Genomic DNA, 23084 nt, shown 5'->3' on the forward strand with positions numbered 1-23084 from the left:
CGGTCAGCGACCCTCGTAGTTCCCCGGTCGCTTCTCGCCGAACGCGGCGAGCGCCTCGCGGTGGTCCGCGGTGTGGTGCGCGAGGGCCTGCATGGCCGCGGAGAGCTCGAGCACCGACTCCAGGGACTGGTGCTGGGATTCGCGGAGGAGTTTCTTGGCCATCCGGACCGAGTGCGGCGGGTTCTTGGCCACTCGCGCGGCCAGCTCACGGGCCGCGCCCATCAGCTCCTCGGGCTCGACCACCCGGGAGACCAACCCCCAGTCGAGCGCGGTCGCGGCGTCCACGCGGTCGCCGGTCAGCGCCATCTCGGCCGCGCGGGCCGGGCCCACGGCCTTGGTCAGCAGCCACGCGCCGCCGTCGCCGGGGATGATGCCCAGTTGGACGAAGCTCTCGGCGAACCACGCCCTGCTCGACGCCACCCGGAGATCACACATGAGGGTGAGATCGCAGCCCGCGCCGACGGCCGGGCCGTTCACGGCCGCGATCACGGGCACCTCGCAGTGGTAGAGCGCGCGCGGGATCCGCTGGATGCCGTCGCGGTAGCCGCCGCGCACCTCGTAGGGGCTCCCCCCGAACATTCCGCTGCGGTCGACCATGTGCTTGACGTTGCCGCCCGCGGAGAACGCGGAACCGGCGCCGGTGAGGATGACGGCACGCACATCGGGGTCGGCGTTGACGACGGACACCCGGTGGACGAGCGCCTCGATCACACGGTCGTCGGAGATGGGGTTGCGAGCGTCCGGCAGGTTGATGGTCCAGGTCTCGATGTGATCGGCGCGGTCGATCAGCAGCGCGTCGTCGGAGGTGTTCTCTGTCATCGTCATTCCTTTGCGGGGGAGGGTTGGAGTGGGTGTCGGAGTGGGTCGGTCGGGTCGGCTCAGGTCACATTGTCTCCGGGATCCAGAGCACGATGCCGGGGAATATGAGGAACAGCAGGGCAACGGCCAGCATGGCGATCACGTACGGGAAGGCACCGCGGAAGACCTCCTCGACCCGGCGGCCGGCGGAGCGGGCCACCACGAACACGTTGAGGCCCATGGGCGGGGTGACGAGGCCGACCTCGGCCAGGAGCACCATGAACACCCCGAACCAGATGGGGTCGTACCCGAGCTCGACGACCAGCGGGAGGACGACCGGGACGGTGAGCGCGATGATCGCGATCTGGTCCATGAAGAAGCCGAGCACCACGTAGACGATGCCGATGCACAGCATGATGACGAACGCGGGGAGCGTGAGGTCGCCGATCCACGCGACGAGCGTCGGCGTGACCTTGGTCTCGGTGAGGAAGTGGCCGAAGACGTGCGCCCCGATGATGATGGCGAAGATCATGGCCGTGGACTTGGTGGTCTCCACCAGGGTGTGTCCCACGCCGGCGAGGCTGAACCGCCCGCGCGCGATCACGAGAATCATCGCCGCGACGCTTCCCAGTGCCGCCGCCTCGGTAGGAGTGGCCCACCCGAGGTAGATGGAGCCGACCACGGCGAGGAAGACCAGTGCCAGCGGGGCGGCCGTGCCCAGCGCGCGTCCCTTCTCGGCCCACGTGGAGGGCTGCCCGGACGGTACGGCATCGGGATCGCGCAGCATTGTCACGTAGAGCATCACCACGAGAGCGCACGCGATGATCACGCCGGGCAGGGCGCCGGCGATGAGCACGTCGCCCACGCTCACCTCGGCGGTGATCGCGTAGAAGACCAGGATGATCGACGGCGGGATCATGGCGGCGAGGGTGCCGACCACCGCGACGAGGCCGCTCGCGGTCTTGGGACTGTAGCCCTCGTCGATCATCTTGAGCGTCGAGGTCTGGGCGAGCGTGGCGGCCGCCGCGGTGGAGGAGCCGGACACCGACGCGAACGCGGTGCCCGCGCCGATGGAGGCGACGGCCGTGCCTCCCCGGATGCGGCCGACGATGGCCCGCGCCGCGTCGAAGAGCGAATCGAGCAGTCCGGACAGCATCAGGAGGTGCGCCATGAGGATGAACAGCGGCACGGCGGACAGCGAATAGCTCATCACCGAGGTCGCGGGCACGGTCTGCATGACCCCGTCGACCACGCCGAAGCCGCCCACGGCGAACAGTCCGATGATGCCGGCACCGAGGATCGCGAACGACACCGGGACCCGGATGAGGATGAGGACGAGCAGGAGCACGACTATGGCGAGTGCGAGCATGTCAGATCTCCTCTGCGTGGATGCCGGGCTCGTAGTCGGTGGCGACACGATTGAACGGGGCGGTGAGTTCGCGATAGAGGTCGATGGCCACCACGACGAAACCGAGGCCGGAGGCCACCGGGATGATCGACTTCCACCACCAGCTCGGAAGTGACAGTTCAGCCATCCCGGGTGGGGGGATCTCCGAGGTGACGAACGAGAACTGCATGGCGCGCGTTCCCGAGTACACCAGGAGCACGAGCCCGGCGAGGATGATGAGGTACGTGATCAGCAGCAGTACCTTGCGCACCGGCTCGGGGGTCTTCTCGAAAATGGTGACCACGGCGACGTGCGCGCCGGCGCGGTAGGCCGTGACCGTGCCGAAGAAGGCGAGGGTCATCATCAGGTACTGCTCGACCAGGCCGACGTTCCAGCCCAGCGGTGCGTCGAAGGCGGTCCGGGTGAACACCTCGAGCGCGGTGAGGGCGACGATGACGACGATCGCGACGCTGGCGATCACCGCGCAGAACGCGGAGATCCCGTTCTGGATGCGGTCGAGCCTCGGGTGGGTGTCGGTGAGGTAGCCGAACGGCGTCCGACGGGCGGGTGTGGACCCCTGGCGGGGGACGATGACCTCGGGTACCTGGTCGCTCATGATCGCTCGCTTCCGTGCTCGGACTCCGCACGGGCGAGTGCGGCGGTGAAGTCGTCGAGGACCCGGCGGGCGGGCAGACCGATGCTCTCCAGGTCCCTGACCCAGGACTCCCGGACGGGCGCGGCCAGCGCCTCCCAGTGGGGACGCTCGGCGTCCGTGACCTCGATCATCTGTACGCCCGCGTCGCGCATTGCCTGCTTAGACTCGTCCATCGACCGGTTGATCTCGCGGCACACGGAGTCCTGTGCGACCTCGGATGCTTCGGCGAGGACGGCCTGCTGCTCCGGGGTCATCTCGTTCCAGACCGTGTCGGAGACGGAGTAGGTGACCGTGAACGAGCCGAGGTTGGCACCGTCGGTGGAGTACTGGATGACCTCCTCGAGGCTGTACGGCGTGATGCTCAGTGGGCTCGCGAGGGTGCCTTCGACGGTGCCGCGGGAGATCGCCTCGTACATGTCACCCAGCGGCATCGAGACGCCGGCCGCGCCGGCTGCGTCCACCACGCGGTCGGCCGCGCCTCCGGTCGATCGCATGATCTTGCCGTGGAGAGCGTCGACGGAGTCGACGGGGAACGCGCCCGACATGGCTTCGTAGCCGGGGATATAGGCGACCCAGAGCGGGTGCACGTCCTGCGGCGCGAGCTCGGTCTCGAACAGCGTGGTCCCCGGCTGCATGATCTCGAGCATCGCGTCACCGCCGACGCACGAGTCCTGGGTGAAGCCGGGAAGGTCTCCCACGTTCGCCAGGGGGAGTTGCGTTCCCACGTACGCGGGGGAGACGGCTGCGATCTGGGCGATGCCGGTGCGCAGCACGGCGGGCATGTCCCGCTGCTTTCCGAGCTGGCCGGAGTCGAAGTACACGATCTCCATCCCGGCGGACGGCGCCGTGTCCCGGAGGATCTCCATGAAGTCGGTCGTGCCGCTGCGCCCGATGGGGTGGGTGGCGGCGAAACTGTCCGCGACCCTGATCTCCAGAGGCTCGGACGGGTTGTCGGGCTCGCCGGAACATGCCGTCGCGGCGATCGCCACGGATAGGCCGGCCGCGAGCGTCGACGCCGCGCGACGGGCTGTGGTCCGCCGGGCTGCACCGCGGATCGGACGAGGGGGGCGTCTCATGAGAATCCTTAACTAGGGAACTCACTACGCATATACGTAGCAACGGGACGCGGCTAGGATATGTCGTGACGTGAGTCACTGTCAATCCCGCTGGGCGGATGGCTCGATACGACGACGTGGGCACCACGCGCGAGGAGCGCGTTCGCCACCGGAGGAATTTCGACAGGCCAATGCCCCGGCTCGGGGCGTGCGGGCGGGGACTGCCAGCCGGGCTCCTGTCCGGGGTCAGTGCGAGGGCTCGAGCCCGTTCCGCATCCCCCACGCCACGGCCTGCGCCCGCGTGGTGACCCCGATTTTCCGGTAGGCCTCACGGATGTACGACTTCACGGTGTTGGGCGAGAGGTAGCGCGACCGGGCGATCTCCTCGTTGGAGTAGCCGCGCACGATCAGCGAGAGCATCTCGGCCTCGCGGGGGCTCAGGCCCACGCCTTCGGCGGGCCAGTGATCGCCGGCGACGCCGCCGTCCCACGCGCCGAGGTCCACCACGCGATGCCCGCCGGCGATCGACTCGATCCCCTCGACGAGTTCCTCGGCGGGGAGTGACTTGGCCAGGAAACCGCCGGCGCCCGCGGCGAGTGAGTCCTCCACGGCCCGCGGGTCGGTCATGAACGAGTAGACGGCCACGGCGCCCACGCGCGGGTCGGTCGCCAGCTCAGCCAGCTGCACCTGCCAGTCGAGCGGTGCGGCGAACGTGTCGAACAACGCCACGTCCACGACGAGGTCAGGATTTGTCCGGAGTTGGGTTTCCACGACCAGCACCCGGTCGGCGAACGGGGACAGCAGCGCGCGCACGCCGGCCACCACGATGTCGAAGTCGTCGATAACGCACACGCTGACCGGCATGGGGCAAAGGTAGCAGCGGGTGGCACACGAATTTGTCGGGGCCTGCAGTTTTCTCCCCGCCCGGCGGTGATCACACCCCTGGGGGTGTGCCGCGGGTCAGCGCCTCTGGCAGAAGGTTGATCTCGTAATGGAGGAGATGACCTGGATGACACTGCCGACGGGGATCCGCCGGATCGACGAACGATGGGAATGGGCAGATCACGGGCATTGTCAGGAGTTGCCGGATCTGTTCTACAACTCCGAGGACGAGCCCAAGCGGGTGCGCCGCCGGAAGGAGACCGCCGCCAAGAAGATCTGTGCCGGCTGCCCTGTCTTGGCCGAGTGTCGCGAGCATGCCGTGGCCAACGGTGAATTGTATGGCGTCTGGGGCGGCCTGACCGAGATCGAACGTCACCGCCTGGCTGGCCGGGCCCGCACCGGCTGAACCCGCAGCCGACGCGGCGGGCGCCGGCCCCGCGTCAGCGCACCGGGATCGCGACGAGCTTGGTCTCGAGGAACTCCTCGATTCCGGTCGTCCCGCCCTCGCGGCCCAGCCCCGACTGCTTGATGCCGCCGAACGGTGCCGCCGGGTTGGAGACCACGCCGACGTTGACGCCGACCATCCCCGCCTGTAGCCGCTCGGACATCGTCAACGCGCGGTCGAGGTTCTCGGTCATGACGTACGAGACCAGTCCGAACTCGGTGTCGTTGGCCAGTTCCACGGCCTCATCGTCGGTGTCGAAGGGGATCAGTGCGGCGACGGGGCCGAAGATCTCGGTCGTCATCAGTTCGGACTCGGGCGAGACCCCGGTGATCACGGTGGGCGGGTAGAAGAACCCCGGCCCGTCTCCGCGATTACCGCCGGTTAGGACCTGGGCGCCCCGCGAGACGGCGTCGTCGACCAGCCCCTCGACCTTGGCGACGGCCTTCTCCTCGACCAGCGGGCCCACGTCCACGCCGTCCTCGACACCGTTGCCGACGGTGAGCGCGCCCATCTTCTCGGTGAGGCGCCGCCCGAACTCGTCGATCACCGAGCGGTGCACGAGGATCCGGTTGGCGGACGTGCACGCCTCGCCCATGTTGCGCATCTTGGCGGCCATGGCGGCGCCGACAGCGGTGTCCATGTCCGCGTCCTCGCACACGACGAACGGCGCGTTCCCGCCCAGCTCCATGGACGTGCGCAGCACCCCGCGTGCGCACTGTTCGAGCAGTGACCTGCCGACGGGGGTGGAGCCGGTGAAGGAGAGCTTGCGGGCGATGCCGGAGTCGATCCACGGCTCCACCACGTCGCCGGGGGAGGTCGTGCACACGACGTTGAGCACGCCGTCGGGCAGCCCGGCCTCACGCAGCAGATCGACCACGTACAGCGAGGTCAGGGGTGTGAGGTTGGCGGGCTTGAACACCATGGTGCAGCCGGCGGCGATCGCCGGCCCGATCTTGCGGGTGGCCATGGCCAGCGGGAAGTTCCACGGGGTGATGAGGATGCACGGCCCCACTGGCTCGGCGGTGACCACCAGCCGGGTGTTGCCGTCGGGGGAGCGGCGGGCGTCGCCGGGGATGCGGCAGGCCTCCTCGGAGAACCAGCGGAAGAACTCGGCGCCGTAGGTTACCTCGCCGCGCGCCTCGGCCAGCGGTTTTCCCATCTCGGTGGTCATGATCAGTGCGAGCTCGTCGGCGTGCTCGATGAGTAGTTCGTAGGCACGCCGGAGGATCTCGGCCCTCTCGCGCGCGGGCACGGCCGCCCAGCTCGCCTGGGTGCGACCGGCGGCCTGGATCGCCGCCGCGGCGTCGTCGGCACCGCCGTCGGCGAGGGTCGCCACGGGTTCGCCGGTGGCCGGGTTGTGCACCTCGAACGTGGCGCCGGTGGCGGCGTCGCGCCACTGGCCGTCCACGTGGATGCCGGTGCCGAGGGTGGCGATGAGATCGGCGACGGAGCGGGTCATGGCTGCCTCCTGGGGGTCGGGTCGGTCGGGTCGGGGTCGAGGAGTTCGAACAGGTGACGGCCGGTCCGGCGGCCGACGCGCGGGTCGCGCGCCGCGAGGTGGGCGACCTGGGTGGCGCACGAGAACCCGTCGGCCAGGACGGGGGCCTCGGGATCGGCACGAAGGGTGGGGGCCAGGGTCTGCTGCGCCACCGCGTCGGCGACGAACTCGTGCCCGGCGGTGAACCCAAAGTCCCCGGCGAGGCCGCAGCAGCCGGTGGCCTCGCGTACCGAGCCCACGCCGAGGGCGGTGAGGGTGGCGCGCTGGACCCGGTTGCCGAAGGTGGCGTACTCGTGGCAGTGGGTCTGCACCGTGACGCGGTCGGGCGGGGCGCCGCCGGGCCAGGCGGGGGCGCGGCCGGAGGCGGCCAGTACGCCCAGGTGCTCGGCGGCGGAGCGCACGCGCGCGGCCACGCGGCGGGCGAGCTCGGCGTCAGAGGTCTCCGCGAGGAGCCTGGGCAGGTCGCCGCGCAGGGCGGCGGCGCAGGAGGGTTCGACGACGACGACGGGGACCTCCTCCCCGTCCGGGCCGCGGATCCCGTCGAGGTGCCGCACGGTCTCGCTCAGGGTGCGGCGGGCGGCGTCCAGCCGTCCGGTGGTGATGTGGGTCAGCCCGCAGCAGTGGCCGGAGCTGCACGCGACGGACGTGTGCGAACCGCCGAGGACGCGGGCGGCCGCGCCGGCGACCGCGGGGCGCAGTCCCCGGGTGAAGGAGTCGAGGAAGAGCACCACCTCGGCCGAGGTGCGCGTGGCAGCGGCGGAGGCCGGCGTGGCGGCCCCGCGCCTGACTGCCCAGACGCTGTCGGGGGCCCGGGCCAGTTCGGTTCGCAGTTCGGCGGCGGAGGCGAAGCGGGGCAGCTCACGGTCGGCGGCGACCCCGCCCACCCGGGCGGCGGCGCGCCCGAGCCGCGTGGACATGACGGCGTTGAGCGGCCCGGCGATCCGGCCGGTCGCGCGCAGCCACACCGGCAGCAGGCCGAGGGAGTAGTGCACCCGGGGCCGGGGTCGCCCCCGGTAGCGGCGGTGCAGGGCCTCGGACTTGAAGGCTGCCATGTCCACACCGGTGGGGCAGTCCGACGAGCACGCCTTGCAGGCCAGGCACAACTCGAGTGATTCCTCGACCGCCGGGTCGTCGACGGGCAGGGTGCCGCGCACGACCTCCTGCAGGACGCGGGCGCGGCCCCGGGTGGAGTCCTTCTCATCGCCGGTGGCGCGGAACGACGGGCACATCACGCCGCCGGTGGAGGTGCGGCAGCGGCCCACCCCGATGCAGGCCTGGACCGGGTGGGCGCCCCCTGCGGAGGTGAGCAGGCCCAGGTCGCGCGGGGGGCGCCGGTCGGGGATGCCGTCCAGGGCCAGATCGACATCCAGTGGTCGGGTGGCGGTGAGCCCGCCCGGAGCGAGCAGCCCCGCGGGGTCCCACAGGCGCGCGAAGCGGTCGAACGCGCCGAGCATCTCGGGCGAGTACATGACCGGCAGCAGTTCGGAGCGGGCCCGGCCGTCGCCGTGCTCCCCGGAGAGCGAGCCGCCGTGGCGCACGGCGAGGCGGGCGGCGTCGGTGCAGAAGGCGCGGAAGACGGCCCGACCGGCGTCGCTCCTCAGATCGAAGGTGATGCGGATGTGCATGCAGCCGGCGCCGAAGTGTCCGTACATCACGCCGGTGAGTCCGTGCTGGTCCAGCAGTTCGCGGAACTCGGCGAGGTAGTCGGCCAGGCGCTCGGGCGGGACGGCCGAGTCCTCCCAGCCGGGCCACGACTCGATGGTCCGGCCGGTGACCGGGTCGGTGAGCCGCGAGCTGAGCCCGGCGCCGTCCTCGCGGACCCGCCACAGGTCGGCGCGGGCCACGGGGTCGGTCACGACGAGCGCCCGGATGGCGTGACCGGTCCGGACGAGTTGGTCGGCGAGTGCGGCCATCCGGGCCTCGAGCCCGCTGGCGGTGTCGGTGCCCGGGGTGGCAGCCTCGTCGTCGTCCAACTCGATGAACAGCCACGCGCGTCCGTCGGGGAGCTCGGCGACGGAGTCCGCGCCGCGCCGGGAGCGCATCGTCGCGACGATCACCTCGTCCACGCCCTCTACGGCTGTAGGGCGGTGCGGCAGGATGGCCGTCACGTCGCGCGCGGCGTCCACGACATCGGCGTATCCCACCACGAGCAGGCCGGTACGGGCGGCGCGCGGCACGATCCGCATACGCGCGGCGGTGACGATCGCGCAGGTGCCCTCCGACCCCACGAGCGCCCGGGCCACGTCGAAGCCCTCCTCGGGCAGGAGGTGCCGCAGGTGATAGCCAGACACCTGGCGGGGGATCCGGCCGAGCTCGGTGCGGATCGCGGCGAGGTGATCGGTGGCCAGGTCCCGGAGTTCGGTGGTGAGGTGTTCGGCGCGCGCGGTGGCGGCGGCATCGCGCGGGTCGGTGGCCTCGATGCCGCGCCGGGTGGCGGTCAGTCGCAGGCCGTCGGCGGTGACCAGGCGCAGCGCCTCCACGTGGTCGGCGGTCCGGCCGTGACGCACCGAGTGGTTCCCACACGCGTCGTTGCCGATCGCCCCGCCCAGGCAGGCCCGCGACTGGCTGGACGGGTCGGGGGCGAAGGTCAGGCGGCTGTCGGTGGCGGCGTGGACGGCGGCGCGCAGCTCGGTCAGGACGACGCCGGCCTCGGCGGTGACCACCCTGGCTGCCTCGTCCACCTCGCGCACGCGGTTCAGGTGCCGCGACAGGTCCAGCACGAGGCCGCTGCCGATCGCGTTGCCGGCCATCGACGTGCCGCCGCCCCGAGCGGTGGCCGGCACGCCGAACCGGTGGCATGCCGCCAGCGCGGCGGCCACCTCCTCCTCGGTGTGGGGGAACACCACGGCCGCGGGGGCGACCCGGTAGTTGGAGGCGTCGTAGGAGTATTCGGCGATGCGGCGGGGGTCGGACTCGGGCGACAGGCCGGCGGCGGTGAGCGCCTCGATCAGCGCGTCGCGGCGGGCCCCCACCGTCGCGGTCACGACCGGCCCACGACCCGGTGGACGGCGCGGGTCAGGCGCTCGACGCCCGCGTCGACCTCGTCGGCGGTCACGACCAGGGCCGGGATGACGCGCACGATCGAGCCGGTCGGGCCGCAGGTCAGGGTGAGCAGGTCCTCGTCGATGCAGGCCTGCTGCACGGCGCCGGCCAGGCGGGCGCCCTCGAGCGCGCCGGGGCTGCCTGCGGGCGCGGCTGCGTCACCGAACTCGACGGCCAGCATGAGTCCGGTACCGCGGATGTCGCAGATCTCGCTCACGTCGCCGAGATTACGCCGAAGCCCGTCGAGAAGTTGCGTTCCGCGCTCGGCGGCACCCGCCACCAGTCCCTCGCGCTCGATGACGCCCAACGTCGCGACGGCCGCCGCGGCCGCGACCGCGTTGCCGCCGTAGGTGCCGCCCTGCGACCCGGGCCAGGCCTTGGCCATGATCTCCTCCGGCGCGGCGATGGCCGAGATGGGAAAACCCGAGGCGATGCCCTTGGCGGTGATGAGGACGTCCGGCACCAGTCCCTCGGTGTGCTGGTGGCCCCAGAACCGGCCCGTGCGCCCGACGCCGGCCTGCACCTCGTCGAGCACGAGCAGCGCGCCGTGCTCGGTGGCGCGCTCGCGCAGCCCCTGCAGGTAGCGCTGCGGGACGGCCATGTAGCCGCCGTCGCCGAGCACCGGCTCGATCACGATCCCCGCCAGCTCGCGCGGGTCGATGCGGGTGGCGAGCAGGAAGTCGAACTCGGCCAGCGCGTAGTCCACGGCCTCGTCCTCGCTCATCTTCAGTCGCAGCGCATCGGGGTAGGGGGTCTGCGCGACGCCGGCCATGAGCGGGCCGAACCCGGCGGAGAACTTGGTGCCGGCGGTGGTCAGGCTCGCGGCGGCGACGGTGCGCCCGTGGAAGCCGCGCTGCACGGTGACGATGTACTGCCGGCCGGTGGCCATGCGCGCCAGGCGCACGGCGGCCTCGACCGCTTCCGAGCCGGAGTTGGCGTAGAACACCGAGTCGATACCCGATGGCAGGTGCTCACCCAGCTTCTCTGTGAGCTCGAGAAGCGGCTGGTGCATGACGGTCGTGTACTGCGCGTGGATGATCTTCGCGCACTGCGCCTGCGCGGCCGCCACCACGTCGGGGTGGCAGTGGCCGGTCGAGGTCACGCCGATGCCGGTCGTGAAGTCGAGGTAGTCGCGGCCGTCGGTGCCGTGGATCCACGAGCCCAGGGCGTGGTCCACCACGACGGGCGTGGCCTGCTTGAGGACGGGGGACAGGTGCGCGGTCATGCGGTCAGTGTGTGACCGGTCGGGGCGATTGTCAACAATCCGACAACGCCGGATTCCGGCGGGTTACGGTGGTGGCATGACGCAGGAGAAGCCGACCGTCGTACTGCTCACCGCCGACGGCGTCCCCGAGCCCGCCGACCTCGCCACGGTGCGCGATCTCGCCGACGTCCGGGTCTGCACCGCCGGCACTCTCGCCGAGGCCCTGCCGGGCGCCGAGATCCTTCTCGTCTGGGACATCTTCTCCGGCGCGCTGGCCGACGCCTGGCACGCCGCCGACTCGCTGCGCTGGATCCACGTGGCCGCCGCGGGTGTCGACGCCCTGCTCTTCGACGAGCTCCGCGAGTCGGACGTGCTGGTCACCAACGCGAGCGGGGTGTTCGACGGCCCCATCGCCGAGTACGTGCTGGCGTGCGTGCTGGCCCACGACAAGCGCCTGCACGAGACCGAGGCCTTCCAGCGCGCCGGGAGGTGGCGTCACCGCGAGACCCTCCGGGTGGCCGGCCGCCGCGCCCTGGTCGTGGGGACCGGCGGGATCGGGCGGGCCACCGCGCGCCTGCTCCGCGCGGTCGGGCTCGAGGTCCACGGCGCGGGACGACGACGACGGGACAGCGACGAGGACTTCGGCCACGTCGTGGATTCCGCGGACCTGGCCGCGCACCTGCGCGAGGTCGACCATCTCGTCATGGTCGCGCCGCTGACGGAGGCCACCCGGGGGATGCTCGGTGCGCAGGAGCTGGCGGCCCTGCCCGACGGCGCCCACGTGATCAACGTCGGACGCGGAGAACTCGTCGATCAGGATGCGCTGACCGCCGAGCTCGCGACGGGCCGACTGTCGGCGCACCTGGACGTCGTCGTCGTCGAACCTCTTCCAGGTGGCGACCCGCTCTGGACACTCGGGGGCGCGCACATCAGCCCCCACATGTCCGGCGACGTGGAGGGCTGGCGCGACACACTCTCCGCGCAATTCGTCGACCACCTGCGGACATGGCTGAGCGGTGACGAACCGGCGCCAGCGGTCGACAAAGGTCGAGGATACGTCAGCAGCTGAGCGGTTGTCCAAGGTCACAGGGTCTTCTACGGTCGGGCCCATAGGCGCGTGAACCATCCGTGCCCCCGACCGAGAGGAGAACAATGACCCTGGCCGTCGATGACTACATCACCCGAGTGAGCGGTGCCCCGGTGATCGTCGACCGACCGGACCCGGTGGTGTGGTCCGACCTGGACGATCCCGAGATCCGGGACTTCGCCGACCGCGGGTACATCCAGCGCGAGGGCGCGATCGACGATGCCCGGATCGACGCCTGCCTCGAGGAACTGCAGCGGATCGGCCACCATCCGGACATGGCCGACGACCCGCGGATCATCCGCGAGGCCGGCAGCGAGGCCGTCCGCTCGATCTTCGATGTGCACCTGCTCAGCGACGTCGTGTGGGAGGCCGTCGAGAGCTCCGGCGCGATCGAGCTGGCACGCGAGATCCTAGGCTCGGACGTGTACGTGCACCAGAGCCGACTCAACTACAAGCCCGGTTTCGCCGGCGGCGCGTTCTACTGGCACTCGGACTTCGAGACCTGGCACGCCGAGGACGGCATGCCGCGGCCGCGCGCCTGCAGCGCCTCGATCGCGCTCACGCCCAACCGCACCTACAACGGGCCGCTCATGATCATGCCCGGCACCCAGAAGTACTTCGTGCAGTGCGCGGGCGAGACGCCGGACGACTACTTCAAGGAGTCCCTGGTCTCGACGGCGCCGAAGGTCGGGGTGCCCTCGGAGGAGCACATCTCCGAGCTGTACCGGCGGCACGGCCTCGACGTGCTCACCGGCGACGCGGGGTCGATGACCGTGTTCGACTGCAACGCGCTGCACGCCTCCGGCGGGAACATCACGCCCATGCCGCGGGCCAACGTGTTCATCGTGTTCAACAGCGTCGACAACGCGCTGGCCGAGCCGTACGCGGGCACCCCGCGGCGCCCGGACTTCCTCGCACGCCGACCCTGACCGGGCGACCGACCGGTCACGCGGCGGACAGGCCCATGAGGTCTGCCGCCTCGGCGAACGCGTCGACGAACGCCCGCAGCTGGAGCCGCCTCGTATCGCGTTCCCGGAAGGTGACCGACACCGTGCGGGTGGGGGATTCGACGAGCGGCAGCACGTCCACGCCCTCGGGTGTGGTGACCAGTCCCAGGTCGGAGGCGATCGTCACGCCGAGGCCGGCGGCGACCAACGCGAGGGCGGTGGACTGCTCGCCGGCCTCGTGGCGGACCTCCGGATCGAAGCCGGCCTCGCGGCAGGCTATCCGGACCGCCCGACCGAAATGCGATCGCGGGTGCGCGATCACCCAGGGCGCGCCCGCGAGGTCGGTCAGCGACACCTCGCCGGCCGGGATCGACCCCCGCGGCACCACCGCGCGCAGGGACTCGACCGCGACGGGCAGGCGGGCCAGGTCGGGAACCCGCGCCATCGGATAACTCGAGTAGTCGAGGACGAAGGACAGGTCGAGCGAGCCGTCCCGGACCGCGCCGGTGGTGTCCTCGGGTGCCAGCTCGCGGGTGCGGACGCTGATCTGCGGGTGGTCGCGGCCGAGGACCCGCAGGCCCGCGGGCAGCAGTGCCGTGGCCACCGACGCCCACACCCCGGCCGTCAGCGTGGTGGCACCGCCCTCGCGGGCCGACTCCATGGCGTGGCCCGCGTCCTCGACGGCCGCCAGGATCGTGCGGGCGTGCCCGGCCAGGACCAGCCCGGCCTCGGTCAGCACCAGCCCCCGGCCCCGCCGCTCGAACAACGGCGTGCCCGCCTCCCGTTCCAGCAACGAGAGTTGCTGGGACACCGCCGAGACCGTGTAGTCCAGCGCGGACGCGACGGCCGTGACGGTGCCGCGCCGCTCCAGCTCGTGGAGCAACCGCAGGCGGTGCAGGGACGGCTCCATGGGCCAGAGCGTAGGAGGGGGAGCGACATCGTGCAGGAAAAGTGAACGGTGGACTCCATGAATCCTCGCTGGACCGGTCGGTAGAGGGCTCTCATGCTGGGGGTACGCCACCGGATAGGCCGGTCGGCGCGGTCGCCGCCCACGGGGCGGACACCACAGCGAGGAGGCGAGCATCATGACGTCGATCGAGATTCCCGGCAGGGCAGGCATTCCGGCGGTGGCACCGGGCGCCTCCGGCACTCCCACCTCGCCCTCGCAGGCGCCCGGTCGGGCGACCCGCGAGCCGTACCTGCGCCTGCACTGGGAGGACGACCTCACCGACGCGCGCGGCTACCTCGTGGTGGACACGCTCGTCGGGGGACTGGCGACCGGCGGAACCCGCATGCGGGCCGGCTGCACCATGGGGGAGGTGGAGGACCTCGCCCGCGGCATGACCCGAAAGACCGCGGCGTTCGATCTGCCCGTGGGCGGCGCGAAGGGCGGGATCGACTTCGACCCCAAGGACCCCCGCGCCGTGGAGGTGCTGGCGCGCTTCTGCGAGGCCATGCACCCGTTCCTCGACCGGCATTGGGTGACCGCCGAGGACCTGGGCGTGACCCAGCAGCTCATCGACGAGGTCTTCGCCCGACTCGGCATGCGCCAGTCGTACCACGCGGCCATCGAGCGTTCGTCGAACTGCGCGGACACCACCGAGCGCATCTACCGCGGCCTCAACGCTCAGGTGCCGGGCGGCCTGCTCGGCGACGTGATCGGCGGGTACGGGGTCGCGCAGGCATGCCTGGCCGCCGCGAGCGTGCGCGGCTGGGACATCGAGCGCACCTCGGTGGCGGTCCAGGGCGTGGGCACCATGGGCGGCGCCGCCGCCTGGTACCTGCACGAGGCCGGGATGAGGGTGGTGGCCCTCGCCGACGCCGGTGGCACCCTTTACGACCCGGCGGGGCTCGATGTCCACGCGTTGCTGGCCACCCGCGATCGCTACGGCGAGATCGACCGCGACGCCGTCCCCGCCCGCGTGCAGCGACTGGACCGCGACGCGATCCTCGGCATGGACGTCGACGTCCTGGTCCCCGCCGCCGTCTCGTACGCGATCACGGCCGAGAACTGCGCCCGGGTGACGGCCCCGGTGATCATCGAGGCCGCCAATGCCGCCACGACGGCGGATGCCGAGCTCGACCTCACCGCCCGCGGGATCGCGGTGGTGCCCGACTTCGTGGCCAACGCGGGCGCCGTGGCGTGGGCGTGGTGGCTCATCCTCGGCGAGGTCGACGAGCGGGCCGAGACCTCGTTCCTGCGACTGGGGCGGGCCATGACGACGAAGGTCGCCGACCTCATGAGCGACTGGACCCCGTCCGACGGTCCGTTGCGGTGGGCGGCCGACGTCTCCGACAGGGTGCGGGACGTCCCCGCGGTGGTGGTGCCCTGACGCCCGCGAGGGCGCCGCGTCAGTCCCGGGCGGGCTCGCGAGCCCCGTAGCCGAGCGCCTCGTTGATGCGCCGCTCCCACGGTAGCCAGACGTGAGAGCGGCGCATCCCCTCGCGGATTTCCGGGGGCGGCCCCTCGAACAGGAACGCGCCCTCCTCGCGGCCGAGGAGCTGCCGGACCTCGGGATGCGCATGGGCCGCGCGGATGACGTTGAGCAACGTGTCCTCGTCCACGTCGAAGTTGAGCAGACTGATGGGATTCGCCCGTTCCCCGACGCGAAACGGGCCCTCGGGGATCGTGGCCTCGTCGGTGGTGGTGAAGACGATCTCGGCGCGCTTTCCGATCCCGAACGGCCGCATCGCGCTCGGGCCGCGGTGGACGTTCACCTCGAGGATCGAGCGCCAGGGGATCAGTGCGACCAACGAGTCGTTCTGGCCGGCGAGCCCGCGCGGCGAGAACTCCAGGCGTCGCCCCAGCGGCACCTTCGCCAGCATCCAGAAGGTGTAGACGATCAGAAAGATGTTGAGGGCCACAAAGGCGGGGTACTGCCGGTGGTGCGAGATGTGTATGGCGCCCACCCTGTCGGCTGTGATGGCCCCGATGCCGAGCATCACGAACCCGAGAACGGCCATGCCGCCAGCGGTCCACGGCGTCCAGTCCCCGCGGGCGCTGACGTGTGCGATGCCGTCCGTGACGCTCACGCGCCCCCGTCGGACAGGGATCGCACCGGAGCGGCCGACATAGGCGAGGGCACCGCCGCAGAACAGAATGAACACGCCGGCCAGGGCGACGATGACGCTCGGGTGCGTGGAGGACCAACTGATGTTGAAGACCGTCCAGGCGAGCGTGGCGGCTGCCCCTACCCCGGCGAGCACAGCGGCGACCAGTGCGGCCGGGTCGGTGCGGTCGTAGAAGTGTCGGCGCCACTCCAGTGGCGCGGCATCGTTCTCCTGCCGAGGCTCGGGTGTGCTCACCATCCGAAGCCCTCCTTTCCGTCAGCACGTTCTCGTTCGATGTGGTTCCGCAGGGCGGCGGTGGCCGCGGGGCCGGCCAGCAGCCTGACGCCGGCCCCGAGCGCGAATCCGAGCGCGGTACCGGGGCCGGGCAGGACGCTTCCGGCGGCCGCCCCGGCCAGCGCGGACGCCGCCACCCCGGCGCTCTCGATGGCGAGCGCCTCCCCGAGGGACTCGTGCTCCGGTCTCGTGGCGAGCCCGATCGCCAGTCCCAGGCCGGTGCCGAGCACCGGGAGGCTTCGGGTGACCGCGCTCGCGGCGTCCATCACCTCGGCTGTCGAGTCCAGGGCGTCTAGGCTTCCGGAGATGGCCGCGCCGGCGGCCACGGTCCGGGGGTCTATCTCGATCAGCTCGGGCTCATAGGGGTAGGAGACGTACGACTCGGTCATGGACAAGAGGTTCAGCGCGTTGGCCGCCGCGAGGTCGAGGTCCTCCAACGCGCGCAGGAGCGGCAGGATCCGGCTCTCGATCGCCGAGGCGTCGGCCTCACCGCGCTGGTGCGCACGGGCCACCTCCGGGTCGGAGGGATCCCCGATGAGCAGCGGACCCCGCACCGTGCCGTCGTCCGCCACCCGGCACTGCGCTGCGGCGGCCTCGTCGACGGCGTCCAGCAGTCGACTCCGCAGGCCCGGGGCCCGGGCGCAGAAATCGGAGAGGGCCCGGACCGCGTTCTCGGCTTTCCTGGCGACGATGGTGATGTCCCGCGTGATTTCGGCGCAGCTCCCGGCGGAGGCGGAGACGGTATCGCCCGCGGAACCGTCGAGGTGCGCGTCCGCGGCCGAGCGCACGGCCATCGCCGAATCGAGGAACGATTCCGCGTCGGAGCGCAGGTCGTCGACCCGGGCGGACACCGTGTCGAGATCCCAGGACATGACGTCCGGCACCGTCAGGCTCATCGCGGCGGCCCCACGAGTCCGAGGGCCGCGGTGGTGGCCCATTCCTGGTCCTCGAGGACGCCCGCCGCGGTGACGAGCGCGTCGATCTCGGTATCGAACCGCGTGGCGATGTTCTCCTGGAACTCCAGGATGTCGAGGGAAACCGCACCGTGGCACTCGGCGATGAGCGAACCGCGCAGGGCCGCCCCGATGGTGGTGAGCGCACCGGCCGGGGTCAATCCGCCGGTGCGTTGTTCCTCGTCGCCGAGGATTCGCGACAGGTGACGCAGACGCGCGGGATCGACGTCGATGATGTCAGCCATGGGCCCTCCGGGGTGATGAATGTTCGTCACCAGGTCTGACGGGCCGGGCCGCCCATCTGGTTCCCCCGGAAGGAAAGTTCGCCGGAGCTAGGCCTCCGCGGCGCCGCCGTTCGCGCTCTCGCCGCCGCCGTTGCCGTTGCCAATCGCCGAATGCAGACTCACCCGTCGCGGGGAGTCGTCGGTACCCAGCAGCAGGTCGATGGTCAGCCCGAGGCGGTTACTTACGTCCGCGGCCGTCGACCGGCGGGTCAGCCACGCGACCAGGTTCGACATCCACACGTCGGAGATCACGCGCGCGATCGACAGTTGCACCTCGTCGGGCGTGCCCTCGGCGATGGCGCGGGCGATGATCCGGTCCATGAGGAAGCCCACCTCCTCGACCTCGTTGGCCACGGAGGCGTCGGCGAACATGAATGCCCGGGTCATGGCCTCGGTGAGGTTGGGATCGCGCTGCATGGCCTTGGTGATCCCGCCCACCACGACCTTCATCCGCTCCTGCGCGGTGTCGCCGGGCGGGGAGGTGCGCTCGGTGCGCTGGTCGAGGCGGCGGAACTCGCGGGCCAGCGCCGAGACGAGCAGGTGCACCTTGGAGGGGAAGTAGCGGTAGAGGGTGCCCACCGCGACCTCGGCCTTCTCCGCGACCGCACGCATCTGCACGGCCTCGTAGCCGCCCTTCGCCGCCAGGGCCAGGGTCGCGTCGAGGATCCGCCGCCGGCGTTCGCGCTGGGACGAGGTGCTGGGCTCATCGGAGCGGACGGCGGTGTCGGAGGCGCTACTGCCGGAACCGGTCCCGGTCGAGCTCTTGGTCATGGGGCGAACCTTCTGCGCTGGGCGGATCTGGGACCCGGTTGTGCGGATCGTGGCGTGCTGATGCATTCTAGAACACGTTTCCTAGAACAGGTTCTATTATGTCGGGAGGGCGCGATCCGTGATGGTTGTGCCGCCACCGAATACAGTCGCGCCGAGGAGTCATACGTGAGCATCGCCACCACCCCGGATCAGACCGAGATCCAGAACTCGATCAAGGCCTGGGCGAAGTCCGCCGATCCCGTGACCACCGTACGCGCCCAGGAAACCGATCCCGACGCGTGGAAGGCCCTGTGGCCGCATCTCGCCGAGCTCGGCCTGTTCGGCGTGGCCGTGGCCGAGGAACACGGCGGAGCGGGGGCGGAGATCGTCGACCTGGCCTGCATGCTCGAGGCCGCGAGCTCACGCATGGCCCCCGGCCCGATCCTGACCACGGCTCTGGCCGGCGTCCTCGTCTCGAAGGCGGGCGGCGACGTGGCCGCCGCGCTGGGCGAGACGATCGCCGAGGGCGGGCTGCCGGTCGGCATCTGCCTGGGCTTCGGGACCGAGACCCTCGACGCCTCCGGCGCGGTGACCGGGGATGCCGGCATCGCCTACGGCGGAACCGTCGACGGCGGACTGCTGCTGCCCGTCGTGGTCGACAGCCTCACCCGCTGGGTCCTTCTGGAGCCCGGCGCCAAGGGCGTGACCATCACCCCGTCGACCCCGTACGACATCTCCGCGTCCATCGCGCGGGTGTCGCTGGAGGACGTGGCGATCCCGGCCGACCGGATCCTCGACGGCATCACGACCGCCCAGGTCCACCAGCTGTTCGTCACCCTCGCCGCGGCCGAGGCCGCCGGGGTCGCGGACTACACGCTGAACACGGCCGTCGAGTACGCCAAGATCCGCGAGCAGTTCGGCCGCACCATCGGCTCGTTCCAGTCCATCAAGCACCTGGCCGCCGACATGCTGTGCCGCACCGAGCAGGTCCGAGCCCTGGCCTGGGACGCCGCCGTGGCGGCAGAGGACCTCACGAGCGCGGACTCCGAGCTCCCCGTGGCCGCCTCGGTCGCCGGCGCGCTCGCGTTCGACAACGCGGTGGCCAACGCGCAGGACTGCGTCCAGATCCTCGGCGGCATCGGCTTCACCTTCGAGCACGACGCGCACTTCTACATGCGTCGAGCCGGCGCCCTGCGCCAGGCTATCGGCGGTGCCGCCCGCTGGCGTCGGTCGCTCGCCGACCTCACGCTGGCCGGCAAGCGTCGCCACCTGGACATCGACCTGTCCGAGATCGACGGGATCGACGCCAAGCGCGAGGAGATCAAGGCGCTGGTCGCCGAGGTCGCCGCGGTGGAGGGCGCCGAGCGCAAGCAGGCCCTCGCCGACACCGGCCTGTTCATGCCGCACCTGTCCGAGCCGTGGGGCCTGGGTGCCTCGCCGGCCGAGCAGCTCATGATCGACGAGGAGCTCGAGGCCGCGGGAGTGTCCCGGCACGACATCACCATCGGCGGCTGGGCCGTGCCCACCATCCTGCAGGCCGCGCCCGAGCACGCCGACCTGCTGGTCCGCGACACCATGGCCGGCAAGATCAAGTGGTGCCAGCTGTTCTCCGAGCCCGGCGCCGGCTCCGACCTGGCCGCACTGCGCGCCACCGCGGAGAAGGTCGACGGGGGCTGGAAGCTCAACGGCCAGAAGGTGTGGACGTCGCTGGCCCGCGAGGCCGACTGGGCCATGTGCCTGGCCCGTACCGACAAGGACGCCCCCAAGCACAAGGGCATCACCTACTTCCTGGTCGACATGAAGTCGGCGGGCATCCGCACTTCACCGCTGCGCGAGATCACCGGCGAGGCCCTGTTCAACGAGGTCTTCCTCGAGGACCTGTTCGTGCCCGACGAGTTCCAGATCGGCACGGTCAACGACGGTTGGAAGATCGCCCGCACCACCCTCGCCAATGAGCGCGTGGCCATGGGTGGCGGCTCCTCGCTCGGTGACGCCGCCGAGGAGATCATCGGCCTCATCGAGGCGGCCGGCGTCTCGGACGACGCCCTCGTCCTGGACGAGCTGGGCAAGCACATCGCGGACGGCGTCGTGGGCAGCCTGCTCGACCTGCGCACCGCGCTGCGGAGCCTGGCGGGCTCCGGCCCGGGCGCCGAGTCGAGCGTCCGCAAGATCGTCGGCGTGCGCCACCGCCAGGACATCGCCGAGTTCGGCCTCGAGCTCACCGGCACCAGCGGTGTCGAGTTCACCGAGCAGGGCCGCAAGTTCCTCATGGTCCGCTGTCTGTCGATCGCCGGCGGCACCGAGCAGGTCCTCCTCAACGTGGTGGGCGAGCGCATCCTCGGCCTGCCCCGCGACTGAATCACCTCCCCTCCCACTCCCGAACAGGACTGATCCCCCGTGGACTTCACCCGTACCGAGACCCAGGCAGCCGTCGCCGAGGCGGTGGCCGGCGCCCTGACCACCGCAGCACCCGCCGAGGAACTGCTCACCGCGTTGCCCAGCCGCAGCGTGGAGGACGCGGGCTACGACGAGCGCCTGTGGGCGTCGTTCGCGGAGTCCGGACTGCTCTCCCTCGGCCTCCCCGAGGACCTGGGCGGCGACGGCCTGACCGTCGCCGACGTGGCCGTGGTGCTCGAGGAGGTCGGCCGCGCGGGCGTGGTGATCCCCGCCCTGGAGACCCTCGGCTTCGGCGTTCTGCCGATCGTCGCGCTCGGCACGCCGGCGCAGCAGAAGAGGCTGCTCGAGGGGATCGAGGACGGCCGGATCCTCACCGCCGCCGTCGCGGAGCCCGGGCGTCCGCTGCCCGCCGTGCCCTCCGTGCGTCTGAACGGCGGGACGATCACCGGCACCGTCACCTCGGTGCGTTACGCGGCCCAGGCGCGATCCGTGCTGGTCCCGGTGTCGACCCCCGAGGGTGCGGCCGTCGTCGTCGTCGCCCCCGACGCCCCGGGGGTCACCCTCACCCCCACCCTCGGCTCCCTGGGGGTGCCCGAGTACGCGATGCGGTTCGAGGCCACGCCGGTCGACGACGACGACGTGGTCCGCGGCGGCGACGAGCCCCTTCTCGAGGTGTTCCGGCGGCTCATCCTCGCGGCGTGCGTCGCGCACGGCGACGGCCTCATCGCCGGTGCGCTGGACATGACCGCGGACTACCTGAAGGAGCGGGAGCAGTTCGGCAAGCCGCTCGGCTCGTTCCAGGCGGTGCAGCAGGAGCTCGCCGACGTCTACATCGTGTCGCGGACGCTGCACGTGATCTCGCAGTCGGTGGCGTGGCGGATCTCTTCGGGCCCCACGGGCTCTTCCGACCGCTACGAGACCGATCCCACGATCGGCGCATACTGGCTCGCCGCCGAGGGGCCGCGCGCGGTGCAGGTCCTGCACCACCTGCACGGCGGCGTCGGCGTGGACATCACCTACCCGATGTTCCGGTACTCCTCGGCGGTCAAGGACCTGGCCCGATTCGTGGGCGGCCCGCGCCTGCAGCTCACCGAGCTCGGCGAGGCCGTGGCGGCCGACCCGGTCGACGCAGTGTCGGTCGCGTCGTCGAGCGACGACGCGGTAGCCGACGACGACGAGGCGTTCATCGACCTCACCCCCGCCCAGCGCGCCCTCCAGTCCGAGCTGCGCGAGTACTTCTCCACCCTCATCTCCGCCGACGAGGCCGCCGACATCGGCACCACCCGGCACGGGAAGACCTACGAGGAGATCATCAAGCGGATGGGCCGCGACGGCTGGCTGGGTGTCGGCTGGCCCGCCGAGTACGGCGGCAAGGGATTCGGCCACCTCGAGCAGCAGATCTTCACCAACGAGGCCACGCGTGCCGACGTGCCGCTGCCCTCGGTGACGCTGCAGACGGTGGGCCCGACCCTGCAGAAGTACGGCACGGACATCCAGAAGAAGAAGTTCCTGCCCGGCATCCTCGAGGGGACCGTGCACTTCGCGATCGGCTACTCCGAGCCCGACGCCGGCACCGACCTCGCGTCGCTGCGCACCACCGCCAAGCGCGACGAGGCCACCGGCGACTGGATCATCAACGGACAGAAGATGTGGACCACCGGCGGCCATCACGCCGACTACATCTGGCTGGCCGCCCGCACCGGCACCCCGGACTCCCGCCACCGTGGTCTGACGATCTTCATCGTCGACACCTCCGATCCGGGCTTCTCGTTCACGCCGATCATCACCTGCGACGGCGCGCACCACGTCAACGCCACCTACTACTCGGACGTGCGCGTGCCCGCCGACATGGTGGTCGGCGAGGTCGACGGCGGCTGGAAGATGCTCACCACCCAGCTCAACCACGAGCGCGTCATGCTCGCCCCCTCCGGGCGGCCCGGCGGCTACTACGACGAGCTGGCCGAGTGGGCGCGCGGCACCGGGCCCGACGGTGTCCGACACCTGGACCGGCCCGAGGTCCGCGACGGACTGGCCGAGATCTTCGCGATCGTCCGCCTCAACGAGCTGCTCAACTGGCAGGTCTCCGCGATGGGCGACAACCCGTCGATGGGCGACTCCGCCGCCTCGAAGGTGTTCTCCACCGAGAAGATCCAGCACGTCGGCCGCATCGCCGAGGAGCTGCTCGGGCGCTTCGGCGACCCCACCGACGCCGGCACGGCCAAGCTGCAGCGCTGGTTCGACATGGTGAACAAACGCAACGTCGTGATCACGTTCGGCGGCGGCGTCAACGAGGTCATGCGCGAGCTGACCTGCATGGGCGGCCTCGGCATGCCCCGCACCGCCCGCTGATCCGAC

19 protein-coding genes and 1 pseudogene are annotated in these 23084 nt (G+C 71.3%); 7 read left to right on the plus strand and 13 right to left on the minus strand.

What is annotated here, in order from left to right:
- Positions 1 to 3: 3 nt before the first annotated feature.
- From ACWIFB_RS00905 to ACWIFB_RS00925, 5 genes are all read right to left on the minus strand, one after another.
- Complete coding sequence (locus ACWIFB_RS00905; RefSeq protein ID WP_230931375.1) at positions 4 to 819, minus strand: crotonase/enoyl-CoA hydratase family protein; 816 nt, start codon at positions 817 to 819, stop codon at positions 4 to 6.
- A 64-nt stretch (positions 820 to 883) separates the two neighbouring features.
- Positions 884 to 2167 carry a TRAP transporter large permease gene (locus ACWIFB_RS00910; protein ID WP_454056998.1) on the minus strand — a complete coding sequence of 428 codons (1284 nt, stop codon included), beginning with the start codon at positions 2165 to 2167 and terminating at the stop codon, positions 884 to 886.
- Between the two features lies 1 nt (position 2168).
- On the minus strand, positions 2169 to 2801 hold the full coding sequence (locus ACWIFB_RS00915) for a TRAP transporter small permease (RefSeq protein ID WP_454056999.1): 633 nt from the start codon (positions 2799 to 2801) through the stop codon (positions 2169 to 2171).
- Entirely contained in the window at positions 2798 to 3916 is a 1119-nt protein-coding gene (gene dctP, locus ACWIFB_RS00920) for a TRAP transporter substrate-binding protein DctP (RefSeq protein ID WP_454057000.1), read from the minus strand. Before dctP ends, ACWIFB_RS00915 begins: the two co-directional genes overlap by 4 nt.
- Before the next feature lie 225 nt (positions 3917 to 4141).
- Complete coding sequence (locus ACWIFB_RS00925) at positions 4142 to 4759, minus strand: LuxR C-terminal-related transcriptional regulator (protein ID WP_454057001.1); 618 nt, start codon at positions 4757 to 4759, stop codon at positions 4142 to 4144.
- Between the two features lie 127 nt (positions 4760 to 4886).
- On the opposite strand from ACWIFB_RS00925, the gene ACWIFB_RS00930 reads away from it, so the two are divergent.
- On the plus strand, positions 4887 to 5183 hold the full coding sequence (locus ACWIFB_RS00930; protein WP_454057002.1) for a WhiB family transcriptional regulator: 297 nt from the start codon (positions 4887 to 4889) through the stop codon (positions 5181 to 5183).
- Between the two features lie 34 nt (positions 5184 to 5217).
- Here the strand turns inward: ACWIFB_RS00930 and ACWIFB_RS00935 are convergent, their stop codons facing one another.
- From ACWIFB_RS00935 to ACWIFB_RS00945, 3 genes are read right to left on the minus strand one after another with little or no spacing between them, the layout of a single operon-like run.
- Positions 5218 to 6681, minus strand: a complete 1464-nt coding sequence (locus tag ACWIFB_RS00935; RefSeq protein WP_454057003.1) for an NAD-dependent succinate-semialdehyde dehydrogenase — start codon at positions 6679 to 6681, stop codon at positions 5218 to 5220.
- The gene (locus ACWIFB_RS00940) at positions 6678 to 9704 is read right to left on the minus strand and encodes an FAD-binding and (Fe-S)-binding domain-containing protein (protein ID WP_454057004.1); all 3027 of its coding nucleotides are present in this window, start codon (positions 9702 to 9704) and stop codon (positions 6678 to 6680) included. The genes ACWIFB_RS00935 and ACWIFB_RS00940 overlap by 4 nt, the downstream gene beginning before the upstream one ends.
- On the minus strand, positions 9701 to 10987 hold the full coding sequence (locus ACWIFB_RS00945) for an aspartate aminotransferase family protein (protein ID WP_454057005.1): 1287 nt from the start codon (positions 10985 to 10987) through the stop codon (positions 9701 to 9703). The genes ACWIFB_RS00940 and ACWIFB_RS00945 overlap by 4 nt, the downstream gene beginning before the upstream one ends.
- 76 nt (positions 10988 to 11063) lie before the next feature.
- Between ACWIFB_RS00945 and ACWIFB_RS00950 the strand changes: the two genes are divergently transcribed.
- Together ACWIFB_RS00950 and thpD are read left to right on the plus strand one after the other, a co-directional pair.
- The gene (locus tag ACWIFB_RS00950; RefSeq protein WP_454057006.1) at positions 11064 to 12035 is read left to right on the plus strand and encodes a D-2-hydroxyacid dehydrogenase; all 972 of its coding nucleotides are present in this window, start codon (positions 11064 to 11066) and stop codon (positions 12033 to 12035) included.
- 83 nt (positions 12036 to 12118) lie between these two features.
- Positions 12119 to 12982, plus strand: coding sequence for an ectoine hydroxylase (thpD, locus tag ACWIFB_RS00955; RefSeq protein WP_454057007.1), 864 nt, complete (start codon positions 12119 to 12121; stop codon positions 12980 to 12982).
- A 16-nt stretch (positions 12983 to 12998) separates the two neighbouring features.
- On the opposite strand, the gene ACWIFB_RS00960 is transcribed toward thpD, so the two are convergent.
- Positions 12999 to 13910, minus strand: coding sequence for a LysR substrate-binding domain-containing protein (locus tag ACWIFB_RS00960; RefSeq protein ID WP_454057008.1), 912 nt, complete (start codon positions 13908 to 13910; stop codon positions 12999 to 13001).
- A 175-nt stretch (positions 13911 to 14085) separates the two neighbouring features.
- On the opposite strand from ACWIFB_RS00960, the gene ACWIFB_RS00965 reads away from it, so the two are divergent.
- Positions 14086 to 15333: a Glu/Leu/Phe/Val dehydrogenase dimerization domain-containing protein gene (locus tag ACWIFB_RS00965; protein ID WP_454057009.1), complete on the plus strand. Its 1248-nt coding sequence runs from the start codon at positions 14086 to 14088 to the stop codon at positions 15331 to 15333.
- 19 nt (positions 15334 to 15352) lie between these two features.
- Here ACWIFB_RS00965 and ACWIFB_RS00970 read toward each other — a convergent pair whose 3' ends face one another.
- The 4 genes from ACWIFB_RS00970 to kstR all read right to left on the minus strand — a co-directional run bounded on the left by ACWIFB_RS00970 (position 15353) and on the right by kstR (position 18353).
- Entirely contained in the window at positions 15353 to 16306 is a 954-nt protein-coding gene (locus tag ACWIFB_RS00970) for a hypothetical protein (RefSeq protein ID WP_454057010.1), read from the minus strand.
- A complete protein-coding gene (locus tag ACWIFB_RS00975) occupies positions 16303 to 17241 on the minus strand; it encodes a hypothetical protein (RefSeq protein WP_454057011.1) in 939 nt (312 codons plus the stop codon). Before ACWIFB_RS00975 ends, ACWIFB_RS00970 begins: the two co-directional genes overlap by 4 nt.
- Entirely contained in the window at positions 17238 to 17543 is a 306-nt protein-coding gene (locus ACWIFB_RS00980) for a hypothetical protein (RefSeq protein ID WP_454057012.1), read from the minus strand. The genes ACWIFB_RS00975 and ACWIFB_RS00980 overlap by 4 nt, the downstream gene beginning before the upstream one ends.
- 87 nt (positions 17544 to 17630) lie before the next feature.
- On the minus strand, positions 17631 to 18353 hold the full coding sequence (gene kstR / locus ACWIFB_RS00985) for a cholesterol catabolism transcriptional regulator KstR (RefSeq protein ID WP_454057013.1): 723 nt from the start codon (positions 18351 to 18353) through the stop codon (positions 17631 to 17633).
- A gap of 165 nt (positions 18354 to 18518) precedes the next feature.
- Between kstR and ACWIFB_RS00990 the strand changes: the two genes are divergently transcribed.
- From ACWIFB_RS00990 to ACWIFB_RS01000, 3 genes and pseudogenes are all read left to right on the plus strand, one after another.
- Positions 18519 to 20690, plus strand: coding sequence for an acyl-CoA dehydrogenase family protein (locus ACWIFB_RS00990; protein WP_454057014.1), 2172 nt, complete (start codon positions 18519 to 18521; stop codon positions 20688 to 20690).
- A gap of 150 nt (positions 20691 to 20840) precedes the next feature.
- Positions 20841 to 21752 (plus strand): annotated as a pseudogene (locus ACWIFB_RS00995) (acyl-CoA dehydrogenase family protein); the annotation flags it as partial.
- Positions 21753 to 21860: 108 nt separating this feature from the next.
- Positions 21861 to 23078 carry an acyl-CoA dehydrogenase family protein gene (locus ACWIFB_RS01000; protein ID WP_454057042.1) on the plus strand — a complete coding sequence of 406 codons (1218 nt, stop codon included), beginning with the start codon at positions 21861 to 21863 and terminating at the stop codon, positions 23076 to 23078.
- The last annotated feature ends 6 nt before the right edge of the window (positions 23079 to 23084 follow it).

The organism is Dietzia sp. NPDC055340 (assembly GCF_053645335.1).

Bases quoted from the DNA above. Each gene is read 5' to 3' on its own strand.
- ACWIFB_RS00905 (WP_230931375.1), bottom strand. From the start codon at position 819: ATGACAGAGAACACCTCCGACGACGCGCTGCTGATCGACCGCGCCGAT.
- ACWIFB_RS00910 (WP_454056998.1), bottom strand. From the start codon at position 2,167: ATGCTCGCACTCGCCATAGTCGTGCTCCTGCTCGTCCTCATCCTCATC.
- ACWIFB_RS00915 (WP_454056999.1), bottom strand. From the start codon at position 2,801: ATGAGCGACCAGGTACCCGAGGTCATCGTCCCCCGCCAGGGGTCCACA.
- dctP (WP_454057000.1), bottom strand. From the start codon at position 3,916: ATGAGACGCCCCCCTCGTCCGATCCGCGGTGCAGCCCGGCGGACCACA.
- ACWIFB_RS00925 (WP_454057001.1), bottom strand. From the start codon at position 4,759: ATGCCGGTCAGCGTGTGCGTTATCGACGACTTCGACATCGTGGTGGCC.
- ACWIFB_RS00930 (WP_454057002.1), top strand. From the start codon at position 4,887: ATGGAGGAGATGACCTGGATGACACTGCCGACGGGGATCCGCCGGATC.
- ACWIFB_RS00935 (WP_454057003.1), bottom strand. From the start codon at position 6,681: ATGACCCGCTCCGTCGCCGATCTCATCGCCACCCTCGGCACCGGCATC.
- ACWIFB_RS00945 (WP_454057005.1), bottom strand. From the start codon at position 10,987: ATGACCGCGCACCTGTCCCCCGTCCTCAAGCAGGCCACGCCCGTCGTG.
- ACWIFB_RS00950 (WP_454057006.1), top strand. From the start codon at position 11,064: ATGACGCAGGAGAAGCCGACCGTCGTACTGCTCACCGCCGACGGCGTC.
- thpD (WP_454057007.1), top strand. From the start codon at position 12,119: ATGACCCTGGCCGTCGATGACTACATCACCCGAGTGAGCGGTGCCCCG.
- ACWIFB_RS00960 (WP_454057008.1), bottom strand. From the start codon at position 13,910: ATGGAGCCGTCCCTGCACCGCCTGCGGTTGCTCCACGAGCTGGAGCGG.
- ACWIFB_RS00965 (WP_454057009.1), top strand. From the start codon at position 14,086: ATGACGTCGATCGAGATTCCCGGCAGGGCAGGCATTCCGGCGGTGGCA.
- ACWIFB_RS00975 (WP_454057011.1), bottom strand. From the start codon at position 17,241: ATGAGCCTGACGGTGCCGGACGTCATGTCCTGGGATCTCGACACGGTG.
- ACWIFB_RS00980 (WP_454057012.1), bottom strand. From the start codon at position 17,543: ATGGCTGACATCATCGACGTCGATCCCGCGCGTCTGCGTCACCTGTCG.
- kstR (WP_454057013.1), bottom strand. From the start codon at position 18,353: ATGACCAAGAGCTCGACCGGGACCGGTTCCGGCAGTAGCGCCTCCGAC.